At 68.5% G+C, this 19,691-nt stretch carries 18 protein-coding genes and 1 pseudogene; 15 read left to right on the plus strand and 4 right to left on the minus strand.

The window, feature by feature from the left end; genetic code table 11:
• The first annotated feature begins 9 nt into the window (after positions 1-9).
• The 3 genes from ACQEVU_RS15120 to ACQEVU_RS15130 all read left to right on the plus strand — a co-directional run bounded on the left by ACQEVU_RS15120 (position 10) and on the right by ACQEVU_RS15130 (position 2,782).
• Positions 10-432, plus strand: a complete 423-nt coding sequence (locus tag ACQEVU_RS15120) for a hypothetical protein (protein WP_433323786.1) — start codon at positions 10-12, stop codon at positions 430-432.
• Complete coding sequence (gene tnpB / locus ACQEVU_RS15125; RefSeq protein ID WP_433323788.1) at positions 429-1,889, plus strand: IS607 family element RNA-guided endonuclease TnpB; 1,461 nt, start codon at positions 429-431, stop codon at positions 1,887-1,889. Before ACQEVU_RS15120 ends, tnpB begins: the two co-directional genes overlap by 4 nt.
• A gap of 54 nt (positions 1,890-1,943) precedes the next feature.
• Positions 1,944-2,782 (plus strand): IS5 family transposase gene (locus ACQEVU_RS15130; RefSeq protein WP_433321780.1). Its coding sequence is split into 2 segments (ribosomal slippage): positions 1,944-2,288 and positions 2,291-2,782, totalling 837 coding nucleotides; the frame shifts between segments, so codons are not numbered across the junction.
• A gap of 525 nt (positions 2,783-3,307) precedes the next feature.
• On the opposite strand, the gene ACQEVU_RS15135 is transcribed toward ACQEVU_RS15130, so the two are convergent.
• On the minus strand, positions 3,308-4,333 hold the full coding sequence (locus ACQEVU_RS15135) for an MBL fold metallo-hydrolase (protein WP_433323790.1): 1,026 nt from the start codon (positions 4,331-4,333) through the stop codon (positions 3,308-3,310).
• Between the two features lie 204 nt (positions 4,334-4,537).
• Here ACQEVU_RS15135 and ACQEVU_RS15140 point away from each other — a divergent pair, with 204 nt between their 5' ends.
• The 3 genes and pseudogenes from ACQEVU_RS15140 to ACQEVU_RS15150 all read left to right on the plus strand — a co-directional run.
• Positions 4,538-5,509, plus strand: coding sequence for a GlxA family transcriptional regulator (locus tag ACQEVU_RS15140; RefSeq protein ID WP_433323792.1), 972 nt, complete (start codon positions 4,538-4,540; stop codon positions 5,507-5,509).
• Between the two features lie 49 nt (positions 5,510-5,558).
• A complete protein-coding gene (locus ACQEVU_RS15145; RefSeq protein ID WP_433323794.1) occupies positions 5,559-5,996 on the plus strand; it encodes a hypothetical protein in 438 nt (145 codons plus the stop codon).
• A 63-nt stretch (positions 5,997-6,059) separates the two neighbouring features.
• Positions 6,060-6,410 (plus strand): annotated as a pseudogene (locus tag ACQEVU_RS15150) (GTP-binding protein); the annotation flags it as partial.
• Between the two features lie 122 nt (positions 6,411-6,532).
• Here the strand turns inward: ACQEVU_RS15150 and ACQEVU_RS15155 are convergent.
• Positions 6,533-7,231, minus strand: a complete 699-nt coding sequence (locus ACQEVU_RS15155; protein ID WP_433323796.1) for a substrate-binding domain-containing protein — start codon at positions 7,229-7,231, stop codon at positions 6,533-6,535.
• Positions 7,232-7,312: 81 nt separating this feature from the next.
• On the opposite strand from ACQEVU_RS15155, the gene ACQEVU_RS15160 reads away from it, so the two are divergent.
• The 5 genes from ACQEVU_RS15160 (at position 7,313) to ACQEVU_RS15180 (ending at position 12,270) form a co-directional block, all read left to right on the plus strand.
• Positions 7,313-7,798, plus strand: coding sequence for a TOBE domain-containing protein (locus tag ACQEVU_RS15160; RefSeq protein WP_433323798.1), 486 nt, complete (start codon positions 7,313-7,315; stop codon positions 7,796-7,798).
• A gap of 599 nt (positions 7,799-8,397) precedes the next feature.
• Positions 8,398-8,553 carry a hypothetical protein gene (locus ACQEVU_RS15165; RefSeq protein WP_433323800.1) on the plus strand — a complete coding sequence of 52 codons (156 nt, stop codon included), beginning with the start codon at positions 8,398-8,400 and terminating at the stop codon, positions 8,551-8,553.
• Positions 8,554-8,637: 84 nt separating this feature from the next.
• A complete protein-coding gene (gene treS, locus ACQEVU_RS15170) occupies positions 8,638-10,380 on the plus strand; it encodes a maltose alpha-D-glucosyltransferase (protein WP_433323802.1) in 1,743 nt (580 codons plus the stop codon).
• Positions 10,370-11,083: a hypothetical protein gene (locus ACQEVU_RS15175; RefSeq protein ID WP_433323804.1), complete on the plus strand. Its 714-nt coding sequence runs from the start codon at positions 10,370-10,372 to the stop codon at positions 11,081-11,083. Before treS ends, ACQEVU_RS15175 begins: the two co-directional genes overlap by 11 nt.
• Before the next feature lie 38 nt (positions 11,084-11,121).
• Positions 11,122-12,270 carry a uroporphyrinogen-III synthase gene (locus ACQEVU_RS15180; RefSeq protein ID WP_433323806.1) on the plus strand — a complete coding sequence of 383 codons (1,149 nt, stop codon included), beginning with the start codon at positions 11,122-11,124 and terminating at the stop codon, positions 12,268-12,270.
• A 58-nt stretch (positions 12,271-12,328) separates the two neighbouring features.
• Here the strand turns inward: ACQEVU_RS15180 and ACQEVU_RS15185 are convergent, their stop codons facing one another.
• Positions 12,329-13,504, minus strand: a complete 1,176-nt coding sequence (locus ACQEVU_RS15185) for a uroporphyrinogen-III synthase (RefSeq protein WP_433323808.1) — start codon at positions 13,502-13,504, stop codon at positions 12,329-12,331.
• 525 nt (positions 13,505-14,029) lie between these two features.
• On the opposite strand from ACQEVU_RS15185, the gene ACQEVU_RS15190 reads away from it, so the two are divergent.
• From ACQEVU_RS15190 to ACQEVU_RS15205, 4 genes are all read left to right on the plus strand, one after another.
• The gene (locus ACQEVU_RS15190; RefSeq protein WP_433323810.1) at positions 14,030-15,223 is read left to right on the plus strand and encodes an ABC transporter ATP-binding protein; all 1,194 of its coding nucleotides are present in this window, start codon (positions 14,030-14,032) and stop codon (positions 15,221-15,223) included.
• Between the two features lie 97 nt (positions 15,224-15,320).
• Positions 15,321-16,622, plus strand: a complete 1,302-nt coding sequence (locus ACQEVU_RS15195) for an ABC transporter substrate-binding protein (protein WP_433323812.1) — start codon at positions 15,321-15,323, stop codon at positions 16,620-16,622.
• Positions 16,622-18,058, plus strand: a complete 1,437-nt coding sequence (locus ACQEVU_RS15200; protein WP_433323814.1) for an ABC transporter permease subunit — start codon at positions 16,622-16,624, stop codon at positions 18,056-18,058. The genes ACQEVU_RS15195 and ACQEVU_RS15200 overlap by 1 nt, the downstream gene beginning before the upstream one ends.
• Positions 18,055-18,975, plus strand: coding sequence for a carbohydrate ABC transporter permease (locus tag ACQEVU_RS15205; protein WP_433323816.1), 921 nt, complete (start codon positions 18,055-18,057; stop codon positions 18,973-18,975). The genes ACQEVU_RS15200 and ACQEVU_RS15205 overlap by 4 nt, the downstream gene beginning before the upstream one ends.
• Before the next feature lie 246 nt (positions 18,976-19,221).
• Here the strand turns inward: ACQEVU_RS15205 and ACQEVU_RS15210 are convergent, their stop codons facing one another.
• Positions 19,222-19,533, minus strand: coding sequence for a calcium-binding protein (locus ACQEVU_RS15210; RefSeq protein WP_433323818.1), 312 nt, complete (start codon positions 19,531-19,533; stop codon positions 19,222-19,224).
• Between the last annotated feature and the right edge of the window lie 158 nt (positions 19,534-19,691).

Below are 19,691 nucleotides of genomic sequence, written 5' to 3' on the forward strand. Positions count from 1 at the left end.
GTTATGCACATGAAGGTCCACGAGATAGCCCGGTGGATGCGTGGCGCTGGCGTGACCGCGACGCTGGCTCCGCAGCAGGCCACGGCGTGGACGGTCGACCCACGCAACGCGCCGGAGTGGCAAGCCGAGCGTGCGTACCGTGAGCGCCGGGCCGACATCGAGTACGAGCACCGCATGCTCAACCTGACGGAGAAGGTCGCCAAGCGGCTGTTGGCCGGGGCGAAGCACTTCCGTAACCCGGATGCCGAGCTGATCGCTCAGGACATGGCGTTGCGTGCCAGCAAGGAACTGTGCCGCGCCCACACCGAGGTGTGCGGCAAGATCATCCCCGAACTCCTCTCTGACCTCGACATCGCCGCCCTGCGGTGGGCCGGGATCGACCCAGGCGACCACTCGACGTGGATCGTGCACCGGGGGGACTGCGCGGCGTGAAGACGTTCCAGCCGCAGCCCGGTTTCGTGGTCCAGGCGTACCAGTTTGCGTTGGACCCGAACGTGAGCCAGGAGGCCGCGCTGCATTCGCATTGCGGTGCTGCCAGGGCCGCGTACAACTGGGCTGTTGGCTGGGTGACAGCGGCGTGGTGGCAGCGGAAGGCGGAGGAGTCCTACGGCATCCCCGAAGCCGAGCTGACGCCGTGGCGGCCATGGAGCTTGCCTGCGCTGCGCAAGACGTTCAATGCGGTCAAGCGGACCGACCCGCGCTTCGCGGACTGGTGGCAGGAGAACTCCAAGGAGGCGTACAACACCGGCCTTGCCAACGCCGCCGCGGCGTTCGACAACTACGCGACGTCGAAGAACAGCAAACGCAAGGGCGCCCGTATGGGCATGCCGCGCCGCAAGTCGAAGCACCGAGCAAGGCTCGCCTGCAGGTTCACCACCGGAACCATCCGCGTCGAGCCTGACCGCCGGCACGTCACCCTGCCCCGGCTGGGCACGATCCGCACGCACGAGAAGACCCGCAAGCTCCAGCGTCGCATCGTGAACGGGACGGCTCGTGTCCTGTCCGCCACTGTGCGGCAGGACCGTGGCCGATGGTTCGTCTCGTTCCAGGTGGAGGTCAAGCGCGAGCCCACCAAGGTCGCCCGTTCCGATGTGACGGTCGGCGTGGACCTCGGGGTGAAGGTACTCGCGGTCATGGCCGACTCGGCTGGTGAGATCCGCTCCATCCCGAACCCGGCCCACTACGACAGCGTGCTCAAGGTGCTCAAACGGCTCTCCCGCCGCGTCTGCCGCCGTCAGGGCCCGGATCGCCGTAGTGGGCAGCAGCCGTCGAAGCGATGGGTCGAGGCCAACGCCGAACGTATTCGTATCTATCACCGGGTCGCGAACCTGCGGGCTGATGCGCTGCACAAACTGACCACCACGATCGGCAGCGAGTACGGCACGGTCGTGGTGGAAGACCTCAATGTCGCCGGGATGCTCAAGAACCGGCGCCTCGCCCGGAAGATCGCTGATGCCGGGTTCGGGGAGATCCGGCGCCAACTCACCTACAAAAGCCAGTGGAACCGATGCCGCACCGTCGTCGCCTCGCGCTGGTTCCCGTCCTCAAAGACCTGCTCGAACTGCGGCGCAGTGAAAGCCAAGCTGCCGCTGCACATCCGAGTATTTCGCTGCGCCGGCCTCGACGGCTGCGGCCTGGTCATGGACCGGGACGAGAACGCAGCCAGTAACCTCGCCGCCCTCGCTGCGGCTTGCAGTACAGGTACCGGAGTGGCCGGAGACCTGGGCACGCACGTGCCGAAACCGCGTGGAGCCGACCAGAAGACCCGCACCACCCGCCAGGCCCGCAAGGACCCGGCGGCGCGGGCAGGTGGCGCAACACCGACCCACAGTCGGACAGAAACGCGAGACCTTCAACAGGACACCACAACCCAACCCGGACTGTGGTGACACCGTTAAGACCGCGTCTCATTTGGGTTGCAGGCCGGGTAAGGTGTTCGGTCGATGGCTGTGACCGATGTAGATAAATATTGTCCGGAATCGTTGTGGCTGCTGGCTCGTGAGTTGCTGCCGGCTGCGCCGCAAAGGCACCAGGGCGGTGGACGCCGCCGGGGTGATGACCGGGCGTTGCTGGCGGCAATGTTGTATGTGCTGCAGAGCGGGTGTTCCTGGCGTGCGTTGCCGGCGTCGTTCGGGGTGTCGCGGGCGACCACGCACCGGCGGTTCACCGAGTGGGTCGAGGCGGGGGTGTTCGTCGCGCTGCACCGGGCGGTGCTGGACATCCTCGGCGCTGCCGGGCGGATCGACTGGTCACGGGCGTCGGTTGACGCGATGCACGTACGGGCGTTGAAAAGGGGGATCTGACCGGTCCCAGCCCGGTGGACCGCGGCAAGCCGGGTTCCAAGATCCATGCGTGCAGCGACCGGGCCGGGATACCGCTGACCGTGTGCGTATCGGCGGCCAACGTCAACGACCACCGGATGCTCGAAGCGGTGGTCGATTCGATCGCCCCGATCCGTCAGCCGGTCGGCCGGCCTCGCCGCCGCCCACGCAAACTGCATGGCGACAAAGGCTACGACTACTCCTCCTGCCGCAGGGCCCTGGCCAAGCGGGGCATCATCGCCCGGATCGCCCGCAAGGGCATCGAATCCTCCACCCGCCTCGGCCGGCACCGCTACGTCATCGAACGCACCCTCGAGTGGGTTTCCCGGTTCCGGCGCCTGACCCGCCGCTACGAACGCAAAGCCGCCCACTTCACTGCTTTCCTGCACCTCGCCTGCGCCGTCATCTGCTTTCGCCGCGCCACACGACTCCACCTTATTGCGACAAACAACCCCAAATGAGACGCGGTCTAAGGACCTTCCGCGCGGAAACGCATGGAATGCTGATGTCTGACTACAGACTCAGTAACGGTACGATCAGCAGCCGCCGGAGCCAGGCGAGTTGCCTTGGTCGCATATTCATGAGTCCTTTCCGGAAGGTGCGGGCCGCCTGTGTCGTCGCTGTCAAAGCGGCCCTGAGAGGTCGGGGAACACATCCCGTCGCTGGCCAGGGAATCCTTTCTGCGTGTCAAACGGCCTACGGAGGCGCTTGTTGCCATGTCGCCGGAGACAGGTCGGCCGGGAGTGCACCAGCGCGACGGCGGCGGTCAGCGCCGACGCCTGGCTGGTGCCGCTGATCGAGTTGTTTGAAGGTGCCGGTGACTGCCCAGATCTTCGTATCCACATGCCAGAACGTGAACCACCACTGGTCGGCTCGGGGCGCTGGCGGCACTGCCTGAGCGCGACAAGGTCGGAGGATTGCGGGTGCGGCGAGGCCGGCGGCCAGTGCCGCCGTACCCCACCGCCGGGCGCACGGGGCGGTCGCCATCACCGCAGCACTGTCCATGCCTGGCGCAGGTGTGCGGTAGCCAGCACCGCGTGTCTGCGACAGGCGGTCTCGACAAGCCGCTCACGGGTCCTGCGCGCGGCCTCCGGGTCTGCCTCGTACCGGTACGCCACCGCCGGGGCGACCAGCTGGACCGCATGTACCAGCGCGTCGCCGGTGATGATGACCTGGTCGCGGTCACCGTCGACGATCACCGACTGGTGGCCGGGCGTGTGCCCGGGCGTCGGTGTCACGCGGATCGCCCCGCCCGGTTCCCCGCGGGCGGTTGCGAGCCGTGCGGCGCCATCCATCTGGTCGAGCTGCCCGGCGGCACGCAGTGGATCGACGACGTATGCGATGGCCGCATCGCCGGCCGGCAGCGCGGCGATCTCGCCTCGCTGGATGACGTACCGAGCGTTGGGGAACATGGGCGTGCCATCTGGCCTGACGGACCAGCCGTAGTGGTCCTCGTGGAGATGGGTCACCACCACGACGTCGATGTCGGCCTCGTCGATGCCGGCCCGGCTCAATTCGGATGGGAGCTGACCCGGGGTCGGTGCCCAGCCAGCGGCCGGGCCGCCGGCCGGCCCCACCCCGGTGTCGACGAGCGTCAGCCGGTCCCCTGGACCGCAGACCAGGAAGCAGCGGAAATCCAGCCGCCAGGTCTCGCCGGAGCCGAACGCGTCAGGATCGACGCGCCGGGCGAGGTCCCAGTCGCGCGGCGTCGCCCCGGGGAACGCCTGCTGCCGGTCGAGGAAGAACGGCCCTGAGGCGTCAAGCAGTGGTACCACCTTGAACGCGCCGACTGATCGTGACAGCACCGCCGTCCGCTCCCTCCATCGGGCCGGAACAGCACCCGCCCGTCCGGCGATGCCCATGGAACCGGCGACCGTGGCGGCCGTAGCAGTGGGCAAGCCCCTGCGCCGAAGCCCGGCAAGCGCCTCACGCATGTCGCCCGCCTGTCTCACGTATATCGCCGCCGTTCGTCGCAGCGCGCCTCTGTCGATCCGACCGAGCCGATCGTCCACACCGACGCTAGAACGATGGCGGTGTGCCGGTTGCTACCCGCGCGGACGACTGGCGTGATCCTGTCGATCCTTGACCGGACACTGTCACCATCCGGCCGGTGGCTCTTCCTACGATGTGAGCATTAGCCCCATCTCGCCCGAGGGGCCCGACAGCATGCGAGGCGCAGGAGGTGCGCGATGCCGCCCGACGGCCCACGTGTGGCCATGCTGCTCTACACCGGCGCGGGCAGCTTCGACTACATCACCGTCAACGAGATCTTCGGCATCGACTACTCCGACCGGTTCGGGTCCTGGTACCAGACGAAGAACTGTGCCGTCATGCCCGGCCGGGTCGAACTCGACAGCGGGGTCAGCGTTCACGCGCCGTACGCGCTCGAAGAAGCGGAACGGGCCGACCTGCTGATCGTTCCAGGTTGGATACCGGAGAAGGACTCCCCACCCCCGGCGCTGCTGACGACCTTGCGCCGCGCGTACCGGCGCGGAGCGCGGCTCATGTCGATCTGTACCGGCGCCTTCATCCTCGGACACGCCGGCCTGCTCGACCACCGTCGGGTCACAACCCACTGGTCGACCGCCGGGCTGCTCGCCTCACTGTTCCCCACCGCCACCGTCGACTCGCGCGCCCTGTTCATCGACGATCACCGCATCCTCACGGCCGCGGGCATGTCAGCCGGCATCGACCTCGCCCTGCACGTCGTACGTGGAGACTTCGGCGCGGACGCCGCCGCCACCCTCGCCCGCAGAATGGTGCTCGCCGGCTACCGCAGCGGCGGCCAGGCCCAGTTCGTCGACATCCCGCTCAGCCCCGACCCGGGCGACCCGCTGCCGGACCTCCTGGACTGGATGCGCCAGCACCTGGACCAGCGGTGGTCCCTACGGTCAATGGGCGCACAAATGCACATGAGCCCGAGGACCCTGACCCGACGATTCCAGCGCCTCACCGGCACCACCCCGCAGCAATGGCTCACGCGGGAACGGATACTCGCCGCACAGCGACTGCTCGAGGCAGGCGACGAACCGATCGCGAGGATCGCCGCGCTGACCGGCATCGGCTCAGCCAGCAATCTGCGCCAGATCTTCCGCCGCGAGGTCGGGATCTCGGCCCAGCAGTACCGCGCGAAGTTCCGTTCACACCGGACCGCGAACCGCCCCGGATACCAACCAGCCGCCTCCTAGGGAAGCCTGCCTGGCCCAGTAGCTCGGGTCGGTGGTCGACGTACCGAATGTGACGATCGTCTTGATGCCCGGGTTGTTCTGCTTGACGATCTTCAGCGCGCCGAGAATGCGCGCCGCGCTCGGGGCGAACATCGACGTCTTCACCATCATGCCGTTCGACTTCGGCGGCGGTGCCGAAATGTACGGCAGCACCGTCAATGCCGCCAACGGCCTGAAGAAGCAGCTCAAGACGGCGTTCGGCTGGTCCGACGCCACGGCGTACACCCATGTCGGCATCTCCGGCATGAACGGCTACTCCGACCAGTCCGAGATCACCACGACAGCGATCTGGACCAACATCCGCAACTGGACGAACGCGAACCACATCGCCCGGCCCGCGTTCTGGTCGGTCAACGGCGACCGCGGGTGTGCTGGCGGCGGCGTCCAGGAGACCTGCTCCGGCATCGCCCAGTCCGACTGGGCCTTCACCCAGATCACAGCCAGGTGAAACACCGGTGAGACCGATGCGCGGGGTGCGAACGGACAAGACAGCACAGGTGATCATCGCCGGACACGGCTCTACCTCTTCGGCACGCCGGGCCAGGACCGTTTCGGCTTCATGTGGCACGACCTGACCGAGGGAGCGCTGGGCGCTCTCGTCATCGTGGACACCCGACGGCTCGACGACTGCTATCCCGCCGTGGACTACTTCGAGCGAGCCGGCATGCCCTTCATCGTCGCGATCAACATGTTCGATGGAATGATCAGCCACGACCTGCAGGACGTGCGATGGGCGCTCGACGTCGACGAGGATGTCCCGCTGGTCACCTTCGACGCGCGCAGCCGAGCCTCGGTACGCGACGCGCTGCTGGCGGTGCTCCACCGCAGCCTCACGCTCGACGCGGCGAGCGCAGCACCCTGACGTGGTCGAACCAAGCCCGAATACGACATCCACAATGCCTGGCCCAGCGGAACAGTTCCACAACAGTGCCGGCGACCGAAACCTCGGTCGCCGGCACTGCTACGTCGTGGACCGCTCTGTCGTCAGGACCGGATTCCGGCGATAGCGGACGCCACCTTGGTACGGAGGGACGCGGGCACCGGGGCGTACCCGAGATCGGTCGCGAGCTCCTGCCCGGGGTCGCTGATGACATACCCGAGGAACGCCGCCAGCAGGGCAAGCCGGTCGGCCCGGATGCCGCGCGTACAGACGATCTCGAAGACGACCATGACGATCGGGTACGCATCGCGTGCCGTCGTCTGGTAATTGACCTGAAGCCTCAGGTCATCATCGCTGCCCAGCATGGTGGAAGCGGCGATCGTCGCGCTCGCCGCTTCGGCACTGAGCCGTGCGTAGGCTCCGCCACCGTTGAAGACGCCGACCGTGCTCAGGTTGCGGTGCCGGGCGGCGGCCCATTCGACGTACCCGATGGAACCGCGCTTGGTGGTGATCGCGTCGGCGACGCCGTTGGTGCCTGCCTTACCGAGGCCGCCGGGGGCCTTCCAGTCCTTGCCGTGGCCGTGTGGCCAGTCGTCTGCGGCGGTGTCGAGGTACGTGGTGAAGTTGTCGGTCGTGCCCGAGGAGTCGGAGCGGTGGATCGCGATGATCGGGGTCTCGGGCAGTGCCGCGGGGTTGTCGCCGGACCGGACAACCGTTGCGGCAATCCCATCGCTGCCCCGTCTGGCCGCAGCGGCGCCCGCCCGAGCATTGTGATCTTGTGAGGCGTTTTGCGGAACGGTCACACGTCGTGGCCATCCCTGGTGCGCCGCGTGGCGCAGCACCAACACTCGTCTGACACGGTGCGCACGCGATCGGGGAGGCCAATGCCAATCAGCAACGTGTTGGACCGGAACACCGACCCGTTGGCCGCGGACGAGCCACCGACCAACCTTGTGTCGGCGACACTCGTCGAGCATCTCGGTACCGCGGTCCTCGCCGTGTCCGGGCAACAGGTGCCGATGCCGGGACTACTGCAGCTTCGCCCTTTCCTGCGCCGCTACCTCGGCCGGCCGGTTGTCGTCGGGGTCCGGCCCGAACACCTGCAGGACGCGATGGTCGGGCGTCCCGCCGCGGCGGGACCGGCAGTCGTGGTGTTGCACGGTGTGGTCCGGCGAATCCAGCCGGTCGGCCCGGAGCAGTTCATCCATCTTGAACTGGCCGATACCGACGGTGACCGGTCGCCCGCACCGACCCTGGTGGCATTGGTGAGCGGTCGATCGCGGGCCGGCGTGGACGAGCCGATCATGCTCGCGTTCGACATCCAGCACCTGATGGTGTTCGACGTAGACAGCGGCCGGGTTCTGCCATGAGGCAGGAGTTGGGTGGCTACCCGGATCCGTTTCGGAGCCGGGTAGCCACCGGTCTCCTGATCGCGTCGGTGTCCGAGGGCGCGCCGATGCCGGCGAGGACGAGCGTGAACGCCGCGTCCCGGTTGAACACCGCGCTGGGCTGGGCGGGCGGCCGCTGCCGCCGCGAGCTCCCGCCCGATGCCCGCGGTTCCCGCGTCGACACAGTATCCGATGGATACTAGGCTCCCTTGACGGTAGGCCACGGACGAACCCGATCCGAGCTGTGTCCACGGTGGATGGTCAACGGTTCGCCGGCCGGTGGTGGAAGACACCGATGAGCATGGCGGGTGGTCGCCGCCAAACGCGCGCTTCGCGGCGCTGGTCGTGCCGATGCTCCGGCACTGGACTTGCCATCGTGATCTTGTGAGGCGTTTTGCAGAACGGTCACACGTCGTGGCCGCCGCTGGTGCGCTACCCCGCCGAGCACCAACACTCGTCTGACACGCTGCGCACGCGATTGGGGGAGGTGGATGAGCGTCAGCAACGTTGCTGGACCGGGTCGCCGACTCGTTGGTCGCCGGCGAGCCATCGAGCAGTTCGGTGGAGGCACTGGGGCGAGCATGTGGCGGCCGCTGCGGGGGCAGATGCGCTCGTTCCCGTCGAACATCGACGTGATCGCCCCCGGTGCGTTCGTGTCGATGGCGGTACCGCTGCTGGTCTTCATCGTGTTCCAACTGTTCTTCCTGCACACCATGCTCGCCGGCTCGGTCCGGTAACCCGCCACAGCCCCCCGCGACCGCCTGTCGACGCCGACCGGGCCGGCCGCGCGGCCCCGCCACCGCCTCAGACGGGACGTCTCGATGACTCACGAACCCAATACACAGCGTCCGGCACGGTTAGCGCCCGACAAGGCCCTGATCAACCAGGACTGGTACAAGCGCGCGGTGTTCTATGAGGTCCTCACGCAGGCCGGCTTCGACTCCAACAACGACGGCGTCGGTGATCTGCTGGGACTGGTGTCCAAGCTCGACTATCTGGCCTGGCTGGGCATCGATTGCATCTGGCTGCCGCCGTTCTACGACTCGCCCCGCCGCGACGGCGGGTACGACATCCGGGATTACTACGCGATCTGCCCGGAGTACGGCACGATCGAGGATTTCGTGACCCTGCTGGAGGAGGCGCACGCCCGCGGCATCCGGGTCATCACCGACCTGGTGCTCAACCACACCTCCGACACCCACCACTGGTTCCAGGAGTCACGCCGTGACCCGACCGGTCCCTACGGCGACTTCTACGTCTGGCGCGACACGGACACCGAGTACGCCGACGCGCGGATCATTTTCGCCGACACCGAGCCGTCGAACTGGACCTTCGACCCGCTGCGGCAGCAGTTCTACTGGCACCGGTTCTTCCACCACCAGCCGGACCTCAACTACGACAACCCCGCCGTCGCCGACGCGATGCTCGACGTGGTGCGGTTCTGGCTCGACCTCGGCATCGACGGGTTCCGGCTGGACGCGGTGCCGTACCTGTTCGAGCGCGAAGGCACCGAATGCGCCGGTCTGCCGGAGACACACGCCTACCTCAAACGCATTCGGAAGGTCGTCGACGACGAGTACCCCGGCACGGTGCTGCTGGCCGAGGCGAACATGTGGCCGACGGATCTCGTGGAGTACTTCGGCGATCCCACGCTTGGCGGCGACGAGTGCCACATGGCGTTCCACTTCCCGCTGATGCCCCGCATCTTCATGGCGGTGCGCCGGGAGTCTCGAGTGCCGATCTCGGAGATCCTCGCGCAGACGCCGAAGATACCCGACGGCTGCCAGTGGGGCACGTTCCTGCGCAACCACGACGAGCTCACCCTGGAGATGGTCACCGACGAGGAGCGCGACTACCTCTACAACGAGTACGCCCGCGACCCGCGCATGCGCCTCAATCTCGGCATCCGCCGCCGGCTCGCGCCGATGGTCGGCAACGACCGTAACCAGATTGAGCTGTTCACGTCACTGCTGCTGTCGTTGCCCGGGTCGCCGGTCATCTACTACGGCGACGAGATCGGCATGGGCGACAACGTGTACCTCGGCGACCGTGACGGGGTGCGTACCCCGATGCAGTGGAACGTCGACCGCAACGGCGGCTTCTCGCGTTGCGACCCCAGCCAGCTGTATCTGCCGATGAACAGCGGCTGGGTGTACGGCTACCAGTCCGTCAACGTCGAACGACAGCTGGAAGAGCCGGCATCGCTGCTGCACTGGACTCGCAAGATGCTGGCGATCCGCAAGCGGCACGTCGCGTTCGCCCTCGGTGACCTGACCGACCTGGGCGGCTCCAACGGCGCGGTGCTGGCATTCTTGCGCGAGTACCACGACGGGGACACGGATGAGGTGTTGCTGTGCGTGCACAATCTGTCCCGGCACCCGCAGCCGGTCCAGCTGCCGCTCGGCTCACGATTCCACGGCCACACACCGGTCGAGCTCACCGGCGACACCCGGTTCCCCAACATCGGCCTCCGGCCGTATCTGCTGACCCTGCCGGGCCACGGCTCGTACTGGTTCCGCATTCTGCCGCCGAGCCGGCGCCGGGGGAGTGCCGATGTTCGATGAGCGGGATGCCGATGTGTTCGAGGCGAGCCTGATGCTGCTGGCGGGCACCCGGCGGCCGCACCTCGGCACGGGCGCTGCGCGCGGCCGGGACGTGTGGGCGGTGGTCCATGCCGGCGCTGCCGCCTCACTGCGGGTCGAGTTCGAGACGGAGGAGGCGCAGGTCCGGTTCACCGAAGTGATGCGAACCGTGCCCGAAGCTACGTGCTGGACGGGCCGGCGGGTGGCCGGCATCCGCCGGCGCTACGAGACATTCATCGTCGATGTCGGCGGCGCCGACCCGTCGAGCGTGGTCGGCCGGCTGCACGGCGAGTGGACACACAACGTCGGGCTCCTGCTCGGCGACGGCCCGCTGGACGACATGACGCTGTGGACGCGAGCCGCGGCGGTGTGGCGCTCGGCGCTGCTGACCGGGGCGCCGAGGGTGTCACCGGCCGGTCTTCGGCTGCGCACGCGGGACCGGTCGGCGGTCCGCCTACTGGTGCGGGCCGCGCGGGTGCTCGGGGTCGTCTGCCGGGTCCGCACAGGCCAGGGCGTCCAGATCGTCCACGCCGAGAGGCCCGGCATGATCTCGTTCCTGGCCACGGTCCGGCCGATGTCCGAGCCGACGGCATGTGCAGTAGGCAAGCTTGCGCCGGTCCGGCCTAACCGGCCGATGCGGCCGGATCGGCGGGTCCCAACGGTTCCGTCAGAAGGCTCGACCTGAAACGTGACCCGCTGTTGTCCCTTGTCCGTATAGAGTGCGTGACTCCGAAACGGGCGCAGACCACCAGCGTGAACGAGGCCGCGGGCCATCCGACCCTCCTGGCCGGATTCACCGTCGCCGTGATCGGCCACCGTCGCCGCCACCGCCTGGCCGACCTGCTCGAACGACACGGCGCACGGGTCGTCTCGGTACAGGGCGTCCGGGCGGTGCCGCAACCGGATCCGGACGCCGTACGCGGGACCCTCGGCGCGTGTCTCGACGGGCCCCTGGACGACGTCGTCGCCGCATCCGCGGGTGGCGTGCGAGCTTGGCTGCGGACGATGCCGGACCCTGAGCGGCTGTTGGAGGTGTTTCGCTCGGCCCGCCTCCTGGCGGCCGACGCCCGCACCGCCGACGCCCTTCGGGCCTACGGCCTGCGCGACATCCTTTCGACGGCGGCTGGATCCGCCGACGAGCTGTACCGGTATCTGCTGACCCACGCACTGGCCGGGCGGCGGATCGTTGCGCAACTCGACGCGCCGGTCCAGGCCGAGGCATGCGAGTCGCTCCGGATCGGCGGCGCCGACGTGGTCGAGGTGCCCACGTTCGTCACCGCACCACCGAACGACGTCGTCGGGGTGCGCCGGGTCGTCGAACTGATGAGCCGCCGCCAGCTCGACGCCGTCGCCTGGCTCGACCCGATCGCGACCGGTCATGTGCTGCGTTTCGCCGCCGACCACGGGCGGCTACCGGCCGTGAGCTCGCAGCTCGGCTCTCAGGACCGGCTGCAGATCCCGGCCGTGTGCCGCGGCCCACTGGCCGCCGCCGTGCTGCGCCGGCACAGCGTGCAGCCGCTCGTGCCGTCGCTGCCGTTCGACGAGGAGGCCGCAGCGCTGCTGGCGCGGGCGGTGCTCGACCGAGCCGTGCACGCAACCGTCGGCGGCCGAGCGCTGGAGGTACGGGGGCACGCCGTGCTGCTCGATGGCCGGGTCTACCCGATTCAGCAGGGACCCATCGACGTCCTTCGGGCCCTCGCCCTGGATCCGGGGAGGGTCCTCTCCAGCGCGGACGTCCGGCGTCTGGTGCCCGGCCTGACCGACGTCGACGACCATGCGATCGAGATGGCCGTGTCCAGGCTGCGTCGTTCCCTACCGGACGCCGACATGGTGCAGACGGTGATCAGGCACGGGTATCGCCTCGCCCCCTGAGCCGGCTCAACCCCGACGGCCGTACGACGTGGACGTTCGCCCAACTCGGCGCAGCGGATCAGCAGGCGAGCCGGTAGCCGCGCCGTATGACCGTGTGGATCAGCTGCGCGCCGTTGAGGGCCCGGCGCAGCCGGGATATCGCCATCTCGATGGCGTGGTCGTCGACGGCGGCGCCGGTGGGCATGCCGCGGCGGATGTCGGCGCACGACATCACGCGGCCCGGGCTGCGGGCCAGCGTTCGCAGCACCGCGATCGGGACCGGCTGGACCCGGATCAGCTGGTCGTCGACGATGACGGCCTGCCCGCGGATCTCGACCCGGTGCGGGCCCAGCTCCACCCGTACGGCGTTGGCCGGCAGCACGGCGATCAGCGTCGCCACGAAGTCGTCGGTGTAGCCGACCGGCCCGATCAGGGGTCGCACCCCCTGGGCGAGCAGTGCGGCTGCGGTCAGCGGGCCGAGGCAGACGGCGGTCACGTCGTCGCACAGGGCGTTGAGCAGGTCGGGCAGCCGCCGGTCGGCCTCGGCCTGCTCGAGCAGGTTCTCGGTCGCCTCCGGGCTGGTCAGCGCGATCGCGTCGATCTGCCGGCGGATCAGCTGGTCGGCCAGGCGCCGTAGGTGCTCGGTGTGGCTCGGTGGGCACGCGCGGTAGGTCGGCACCTCCACCACGTCGGCGCCGTGGCGGCGCAGTGCCTGGCACAGCTCGCGCAGCGACGGCGTGTCGACCTGCACGACGATGCGCCGGCCCGCGACCGGATGCGCGAGCAGGTACCGCAGCAGCTCCTCGGTCGAGGCGGCGGCGGTCGACCAGATCTCGCGCGGGCCGAGCTCGCGCAGGCTGTCGGCCGCGGCGCCGTCACGGGCCAGTAGCCGGGCGCGGCCGAACTCGGCGGCCAGCTGGTCGGCGAGCTGCCACCGCTGCGCCGACGCGAGCCAGGTGCGGAAGCCGAAGGGCGAGGTGACGATGAGGTCCTCGATCGGTGCGGCCAGGCACTGCTCGGTGGCCGCGCGCAGCTCGTCCTCGCCGGGCTGGGCGACGATCCGCAGGGCCTGCACGGCGACGACCTTCGCCCCGGCCTCCTCCAGAGGGACGGCGAGCGCCGGCCGCCGCTGCTCCGTCGCCAGCGCCACCGTGTACCCCGTCAGCGGTGCGATAGCCGCGTTGGCCGGTCCCCCGGAGCCGGCCGTGGCGTACCCAGCAGCAGCTCGCCGCGGGTCGGTTGGCGGTGGCGCCACGGCGTACTCCTCTCACCTCCGCTGGACTGGCGGCAGGCACACCCGGCGTCGTCGACGGTGGCGCAACGTGGGCAACGGTGGGCGAACGTGCGGGACGGCCCGGGGAACGGGGGCGGCAACCGGTTCCAGGCGGTCGTCGGGTTGTCGTCTACCGTGCCAGGAAATGCGCCGGAGGAGAGTCACGATACGGTAAATCTCCGCTCACTGATTTCGCTCAGAGCCCGGATGCTGCAAAAATGAATGCGTCGCCAGAACTGCGAAGGCTTGATTGCGCCCTCATTGAGGAGCGATAGCTCGGCAATCAGGTCGAAACGGACATACATGGTGCGTCTCTCCCCGGATTCCGGTAGTGATCTTGTGAGGAAGACGTCGTTTCTGTTGCGGATCGTTACGCGGTCTGGTCACCGCCTCATGAACGCGACAACACTCGCCACACAATTTGATTCATGAGCTGTCACGGCCAATCTGTGAACGCGTGAGGCCATCAGCCGAATCCAGACGAACCCAGCAGATTGGGAGTGGTCCGTGGCGGAGGTCAAGCTCGACGAGGTGAGCAAGGTGTACGCCGACGGGACACGGGCCGTTGACGGGCTGAGCCTCGACATCGCCGACGGTGAGCTGCTTGTGCTTGTCGGTCCATCCGGTTGTGGCAAGACAACGGCGCTGCGCATGGTGGCCGGGCTCGAGGACATCAGTGGGGGTGTCCTGAGCATCGGCGGTCGCGTGGTCAACCGGGTGCCGGCGCGCGACCGCGACATCGCGATGGTGTTCCAGAGCTATGCGCTCTACCCGCACCTCGACGTGTACGACAACATCGCCTTCGGCCTGAAGTTGCGCAAGGTGCCGCGCGGCGAGATCGAACGCCGAGTCGCCGCGACCGGGGCGGCGCTGGGGCTGAAGGATCACCTGCGCCGCCGTCCGCGGGCGCTCTCGGGCGGGCAGCGCCAGCGGGTCGCTATGGGGCGCGCGATCGTCCGGGAGCCGCAGGCATTCCTCATGGACGAGCCACTGTCCAACCTGGACGCCAAGCTGCGGGTGCAGATGCGCACCGAGATCGCGCGCACCACCCGGCGGCTCGGCGTCACGACCATCTACGTCACCCACGACCAGACCGAGGCGATGACGCTCGGCGACCGGGTGGCGGTCATGAAGAAGGGGGTGCTGCAGCAGGTGGCCTCCCCGCAGGAACTCTACGACCGGCCGGTCAACGTGTTCGTCGCCGGCTTCATCGGCTCGCCCGCGATGAACCTGGTCACCGGCGTCTTCACGACATCGGCAGACGAGGTGGTGCTGCGAATAGGCGACCAGTCCCTGCACGTCGACCCGGCGCTGTTGCGGAACCGGCCGGGCGTGCGGGCGTACTTCGACCGCCCGGTCGCCGTCGGCATCAGGCCCGAGGACATGCAGGACATGAGCCTGGTACCGCATGACAGCGCGATGCTCTATGCCGTCGTCGACCTCGTCGAGGCGCTCGGCTCCGAACTGCTCGTGCACCTGAGGATTGCGGCGGCCGGGGTCGTCACCGACGACACCCGCGAACTGGCCCGCGACGCCGGCCTGGACCCGGTCGGCCCGGCTGGCTCCGGCGGGCCGCTGACCGAGTTCGTCGCCAGGTTCAGCCCGCGTTCCCGCATCCGCAAAGAGGAAGTGGTCGGGGTCGCCGTCGACACCGCCCGCCTGCACGTATTCGACTTGGACACCGGCCGGTCGATCCTCTGATCCGCGCGACCCGCCGCGCGATGGACCGCCAACGCCCCCGCTGGCCCCGGCGCGGGCTCCGATCGACATGACACCCCTGACACGAAGGAGACCTTGCATGGCACGAATGGCACGGCTGTCCACAGCGCTGGTCGCGGTCGCGCTCGCCGCCGGCTGCGGGGGCACCACGTCCGATCCGTCCGGCACACCGAGCCTGACCGGCACCGTCGAGGTTGTGGCGAAGTGGTCGGGCGTCGAGCAGGCCAACTTCAAGAAGGTGCTTGCGGACTTCGAGAGGAAGACCGGCGTCAAGACCGTCTACACCTCCGCCGGCGACGACGTCGCGTCGTTTCTCAACCAGAAGATCTCTGGCGGTACGCCGCCGTCGATCGCGTTGATCCCGCAGCCCGGTACCGTCGCCGAGTTGGCGAAGAAGGGCAACCTCGTGCCGCTGTCCGGTGCGGCGCTCGAGGCGGTCAACGCGAACTACAGTCCCGCGTGGAAGGACCTCGGCACGGTCGATGGGAACGTGTACGGCCTCTATCTGAAGGCGGCCGAGAAGTCGATCTGCTGGTACCGCACCGACGCGTTCGCCACCGCCGGGGTGAAGGCGCCGAAGACGTGGGAGGAGTTCGTCGCCGCGGCCAAGACCCTCGCGGACGCCGGCATCACGCCGTTCGCGGTGCCCGGGGGGTCGGCCTGGACGTTGACGGACTTCTTCGAGAACGTGTACATCCAGGTCGGCGGCCCGGGCAACTACGACAAGCTGTCCAAACACCAGATCCCGTGGACCGACCCGACCGTGGTGGAGTCCCTGAAGATCATCGGGCAGCTGTGGTCGACGCCGCGGATGATCGACGGCGGCAACGCCGGTGCGTTGAAGATCGACTTTTCGCAGTCCGTTGCCGAGGTGTTCGGTGAGAAGCCGAAGGCCGCGATGCTGTGCGAGGGTGACTTCGTCGGCTCGGAGATCACCAAGGCGGGCAAGTACAAGGTGGGCGACACGGCCAAGTACCTGCCGTTCCCGACGATCAAGGGCGCCAAGCCGTCCGTGGTGGTCGGCGGCGACCAGGCGGTGGCGTTCAAGGGCGACAAGGCGACGATGGCGCTCATGGCATACCTCGCCTCCAAGGACTCGGCCGAGATCTTCGCCAGGGGCGGCGGGTTCATCACCCCGAACAAGGCCGTCGATGCGTCGGCGTACCCGGATGATACGGTGCGCGGACTGGCCAACCTGGTCGTCAACGCCGACGTGATCAAGTTCGACATGTCGGACCTGGCGCGTGCGTCCTTCGGCGGCGGCACGAACGCCGATGAGTGGGAGCTGCTCCAGGAGTTCCTGGGAAACCCTTCGATGGATGTCAACGCCTTGGCGGGCCGGCTCGAAGACGCCGCCAAGAAGGACTTCGGGAGCAACTGATGGTGCGCGCGTCCGAGCCGGCAGGCGGATTCAGGGCCGCACCGGCGGCGAGGAACGAGGGTCGGCTGATCGCCCAACCGGTCCGGGGCGACACGCCCGCCCCCCGGCCGGACGCGCCGAACGGCAAACCCTGGCAACGGGGCCGGGGAAGGCGCCGTTGGGAGATTCCCGGCCTGATCACGGCGCTCTTCCTCGGCCCGGCGCTGGTCATCCTGGCCGCCGTCGTGGCGTACCCGATCGTCGCCACGGTCTGGTACAGCTTCTTCAACGCCGACGGCACCCGCTTCGTCGGTTGGGCCAACTACGTCGAGATGTTCACCGGGCCGGCGACCCGCCGGGCCATCGTCAACAACGTCGTCTGGGTCGTCGTGGCCCCGACGATGGTCACCGCGCTCGGGCTGGTCTTCGCCGTGCTCAGCGAGCGGATCCGGCTGGCCACCGCCTTCAAGACCGTCCTGTTCATGCCGATGGCCATCTCGTTCCTCGCGGCCGGCGTCACGTTCACCCTGGTGTACCAGGCCGACAAGGATCGCGGCGCACTCAACGCCGCCATCGTGTCGATCCACGACGTGTTCAAGCCGCCGTCGAAGTACTACGGGACCAGCCCACGCGAGGAGGCCGGCCTGGTAACCGTGGACGGCGCCGTGCAGACCGAGCAGCCGGCCGTCCCGGCCGCGCCGGTGCTGCTGCCGATAGTCGGACTCCCGCCCGACCGGCTCCCGGCCGAGGCGGTCAACGCGGCGCCGGACGTCCGCGGGACCGGCCTGCGGGGCGTGGTCTGGCTCGACTTCAGCCCCGGCGGCGGTGGCCGGCCCGGCGCCGTCGACCCGGGGGAGAAGGGCCTGCCCGGCATGGTCGTCGAGGCAGTCCACGACGGCAAGGTTGTCGCCACGACTCACACTGACGGGTCGGGAGGCTTCGCGTTCCCCCAGCTCGTCGGTGACGGGTACACGGTCCGGCTGGCCGCGTCGAACTTCGCGCCCCCGTTCAACGGCGTCACCTGGCTCGGCGGCAGCGTCGTCACGCCCGCGATCATTGTCGCCTACATCTGGATCTGGGCCGGCTTTGCGATGGTGCTGATCTCGGCGGGCCTGTCCGCCATCCCGCGCGACGCGCTGGAGGCCGCCCGGGTCGACGGCGCCACCGAGTGGCAGGTGTTCCGGCGGGTGACCATCCCGCTGGTCCGCCCGGTGCTGGTGGTCGTGCTGGTCACGCTGGTGATCAACGTGCTGAAGATCTTCGACCTGGTGTACATCCTGGCCCCCGACCCGGTGACCCAGGACCACGCCAACGTCGTGGCGCTGCAGATGTACCAGACGGCCTTCGCGCGCCAGAACACCGGCCTGGGCAGCGCACTGGCCGTGCTGCTCTTCGCGCTCGTCGTGCCCGCCATGCTGTACAACGTCCGCCGGCTGCGAGGAGACAGGGACCGATGAGCTTCGTATCCACAGCCAGAGTGCCGACGCTCGAACCGGCCGGCACCGCCGTGACCGGCCCACCGAGGCGCAGCATCGTGTCCAGGATCGTCACCCGGGTCGGCGGCGGGCTGATGTACACCGTCGTCGTGCTCATCGCACTCATCTGGCTGCTGCCCACGACCGGCCTGCTGGTCGCCAGCCTGCGCCCCGCCTCGGCCAGCGCCGCCACCGGCTGGTGGCACGTCTTCACCAAGCCCAGCGAGCTGACCCTGGCCAACTACACCAACCTCCTGCACAACCGCGACATGGTCGGCGGCCTATGGAACAGCGTGCTCATCACCGTGCCGTCGACCATCCTGGTCGTGGCGATCGGGGCGCTGGCCGCCTACGCCCTCGCGTGGCAGGACTTCCGCGGCCGCGACACGCTGTTCGCCGTAGTCGTTGCGCTCATCGTGGTACCGATCCAGATGGCGATCATCCCCGACGCGAAGCTGTTCGGTGCGCTCGGCATCTTCGGCACACTCGCCGGTGTGATCGTGTTCCACGTGGCTTTCGGGCTTCCGTTCGCCATCTTCCTGCTGCGCAACTTCTTCCTCGGCATCCCACGCGACCTGCTCGAGGCGGCCCGGATGGACGGCGGCACCGAGTTCATGATCTTTACGCGGGTGGTGCTGCCGATCGGCTGGCCCGCGATCGCCTCGCTGACCATCTTCCAGTTCCTGTTCGTCTGGAACGACCTGCTGGTCGCGAAGGTCTTCGCCGGGGCGTCCAGCAAGCCCATCACCTACGTTCTGCAGGAGCAGATGGGCACGTTCTCCTCCAACGTCGACGTGATCGCGCCCGGCGCGTTCCTGTCGATGCTCCTGCCGCTGATCGTGTTCTTCGCCTTCCAGCGGTACTTCGTGCAGGGCGTGCTCGCCGGCTCTGTGAAGTAGGCAAGCTTCCGCCGGTCCGGCCAACCCAACCAGGCGGCCGGATCGGCGGACCTCAACTGTGCCGTATGTCGATGTCGCCGGTGGCGACGTCTCCGTGGCATATTGCCGCACGCTCGTCACGCTGGCTGGCCAGCCGCGTCGCGTCTGCCACCCGCGACGTTAACCCATGCTCGGCACGAGTCGCTCGACCCGTCTGCTCGCGACGTACTGGGGTGAACTCGTAGTACTGGTACTCGCTCGCCAGCCCTATCGCCCGGCCCAGTACCGGTAGGCGTCGATCCACGCCGCGCCGTCCGGTAGCGGGGTGGGCAGCGGCAGGTCGAGCAGGTCGATGCGTTGCCGTTCGCGGCCCCGGGAACAGATCGCCACGATCGAGTCGTCGGTCAGGTCAATCTTGCATACGGTCACCTCCGCGTCGAGGACGGTGGTGGTGAACGGCACCGACAGATGCTCCTCGAGCATGGTGAACAGGCCGGTGAGCTCTTCATCGTCACCGTACGCGTCGACGGTGGCCTCTTCGATCATCGCTTCGAGCGTCGCGTTGCGCTTCGATGCCATCGGCGGAGGATAACGGACCAGTTGAGGCGGATCGCTTCCGGCCCACGACGATCGTCGAATGGTCGCTGGGCGAGCACTCGATGCCGGTCCGCAGGTCCATCGGCAGTCCACCACTCGACGCCGCCTGCGGCACCCTGCGGCTGCCGACCCTGCGCGAC

It is taken from the genome of Dactylosporangium sp. CA-139066, assembly GCF_050936175.1.
In the GTDB taxonomy this organism is placed as follows: domain Bacteria; phylum Actinomycetota; class Actinomycetes; order Mycobacteriales; family Micromonosporaceae; genus Dactylosporangium.

Bases quoted from the DNA above. Each gene is read 5' to 3' on its own strand.
- ACQEVU_RS15120 (WP_433323786.1), top strand. From the start codon at position 10: ATGAAGGTCCACGAGATAGCCCGGTGGATGCGTGGCGCTGGCGTGACC.
- ACQEVU_RS15140 (WP_433323792.1), top strand. From the start codon at position 4,538: ATGCTGCTCTACACCGGCGCGGGCAGCTTCGACTACATCACCGTCAAC.
- ACQEVU_RS15160 (WP_433323798.1), top strand. From the start codon at position 7,313: ATGCCAATCAGCAACGTGTTGGACCGGAACACCGACCCGTTGGCCGCG.
- ACQEVU_RS15165 (WP_433323800.1), top strand. From the start codon at position 8,398: ATGTGGCGGCCGCTGCGGGGGCAGATGCGCTCGTTCCCGTCGAACATC.
- treS (WP_433323802.1), top strand. From the start codon at position 8,638: ATGACTCACGAACCCAATACACAGCGTCCGGCACGGTTAGCGCCCGAC.
- ACQEVU_RS15175 (WP_433323804.1), top strand. From the start codon at position 10,370: ATGTTCGATGAGCGGGATGCCGATGTGTTCGAGGCGAGCCTGATGCTG.
- ACQEVU_RS15195 (WP_433323812.1), top strand. From the start codon at position 15,321: ATGGCACGAATGGCACGGCTGTCCACAGCGCTGGTCGCGGTCGCGCTC.
- ACQEVU_RS15200 (WP_433323814.1), top strand. From the start codon at position 16,622: ATGGTGCGCGCGTCCGAGCCGGCAGGCGGATTCAGGGCCGCACCGGCG.
- ACQEVU_RS15205 (WP_433323816.1), top strand. From the start codon at position 18,055: ATGAGCTTCGTATCCACAGCCAGAGTGCCGACGCTCGAACCGGCCGGC.
- ACQEVU_RS15210 (WP_433323818.1), bottom strand. From the start codon at position 19,533: ATGGCATCGAAGCGCAACGCGACGCTCGAAGCGATGATCGAAGAGGCC.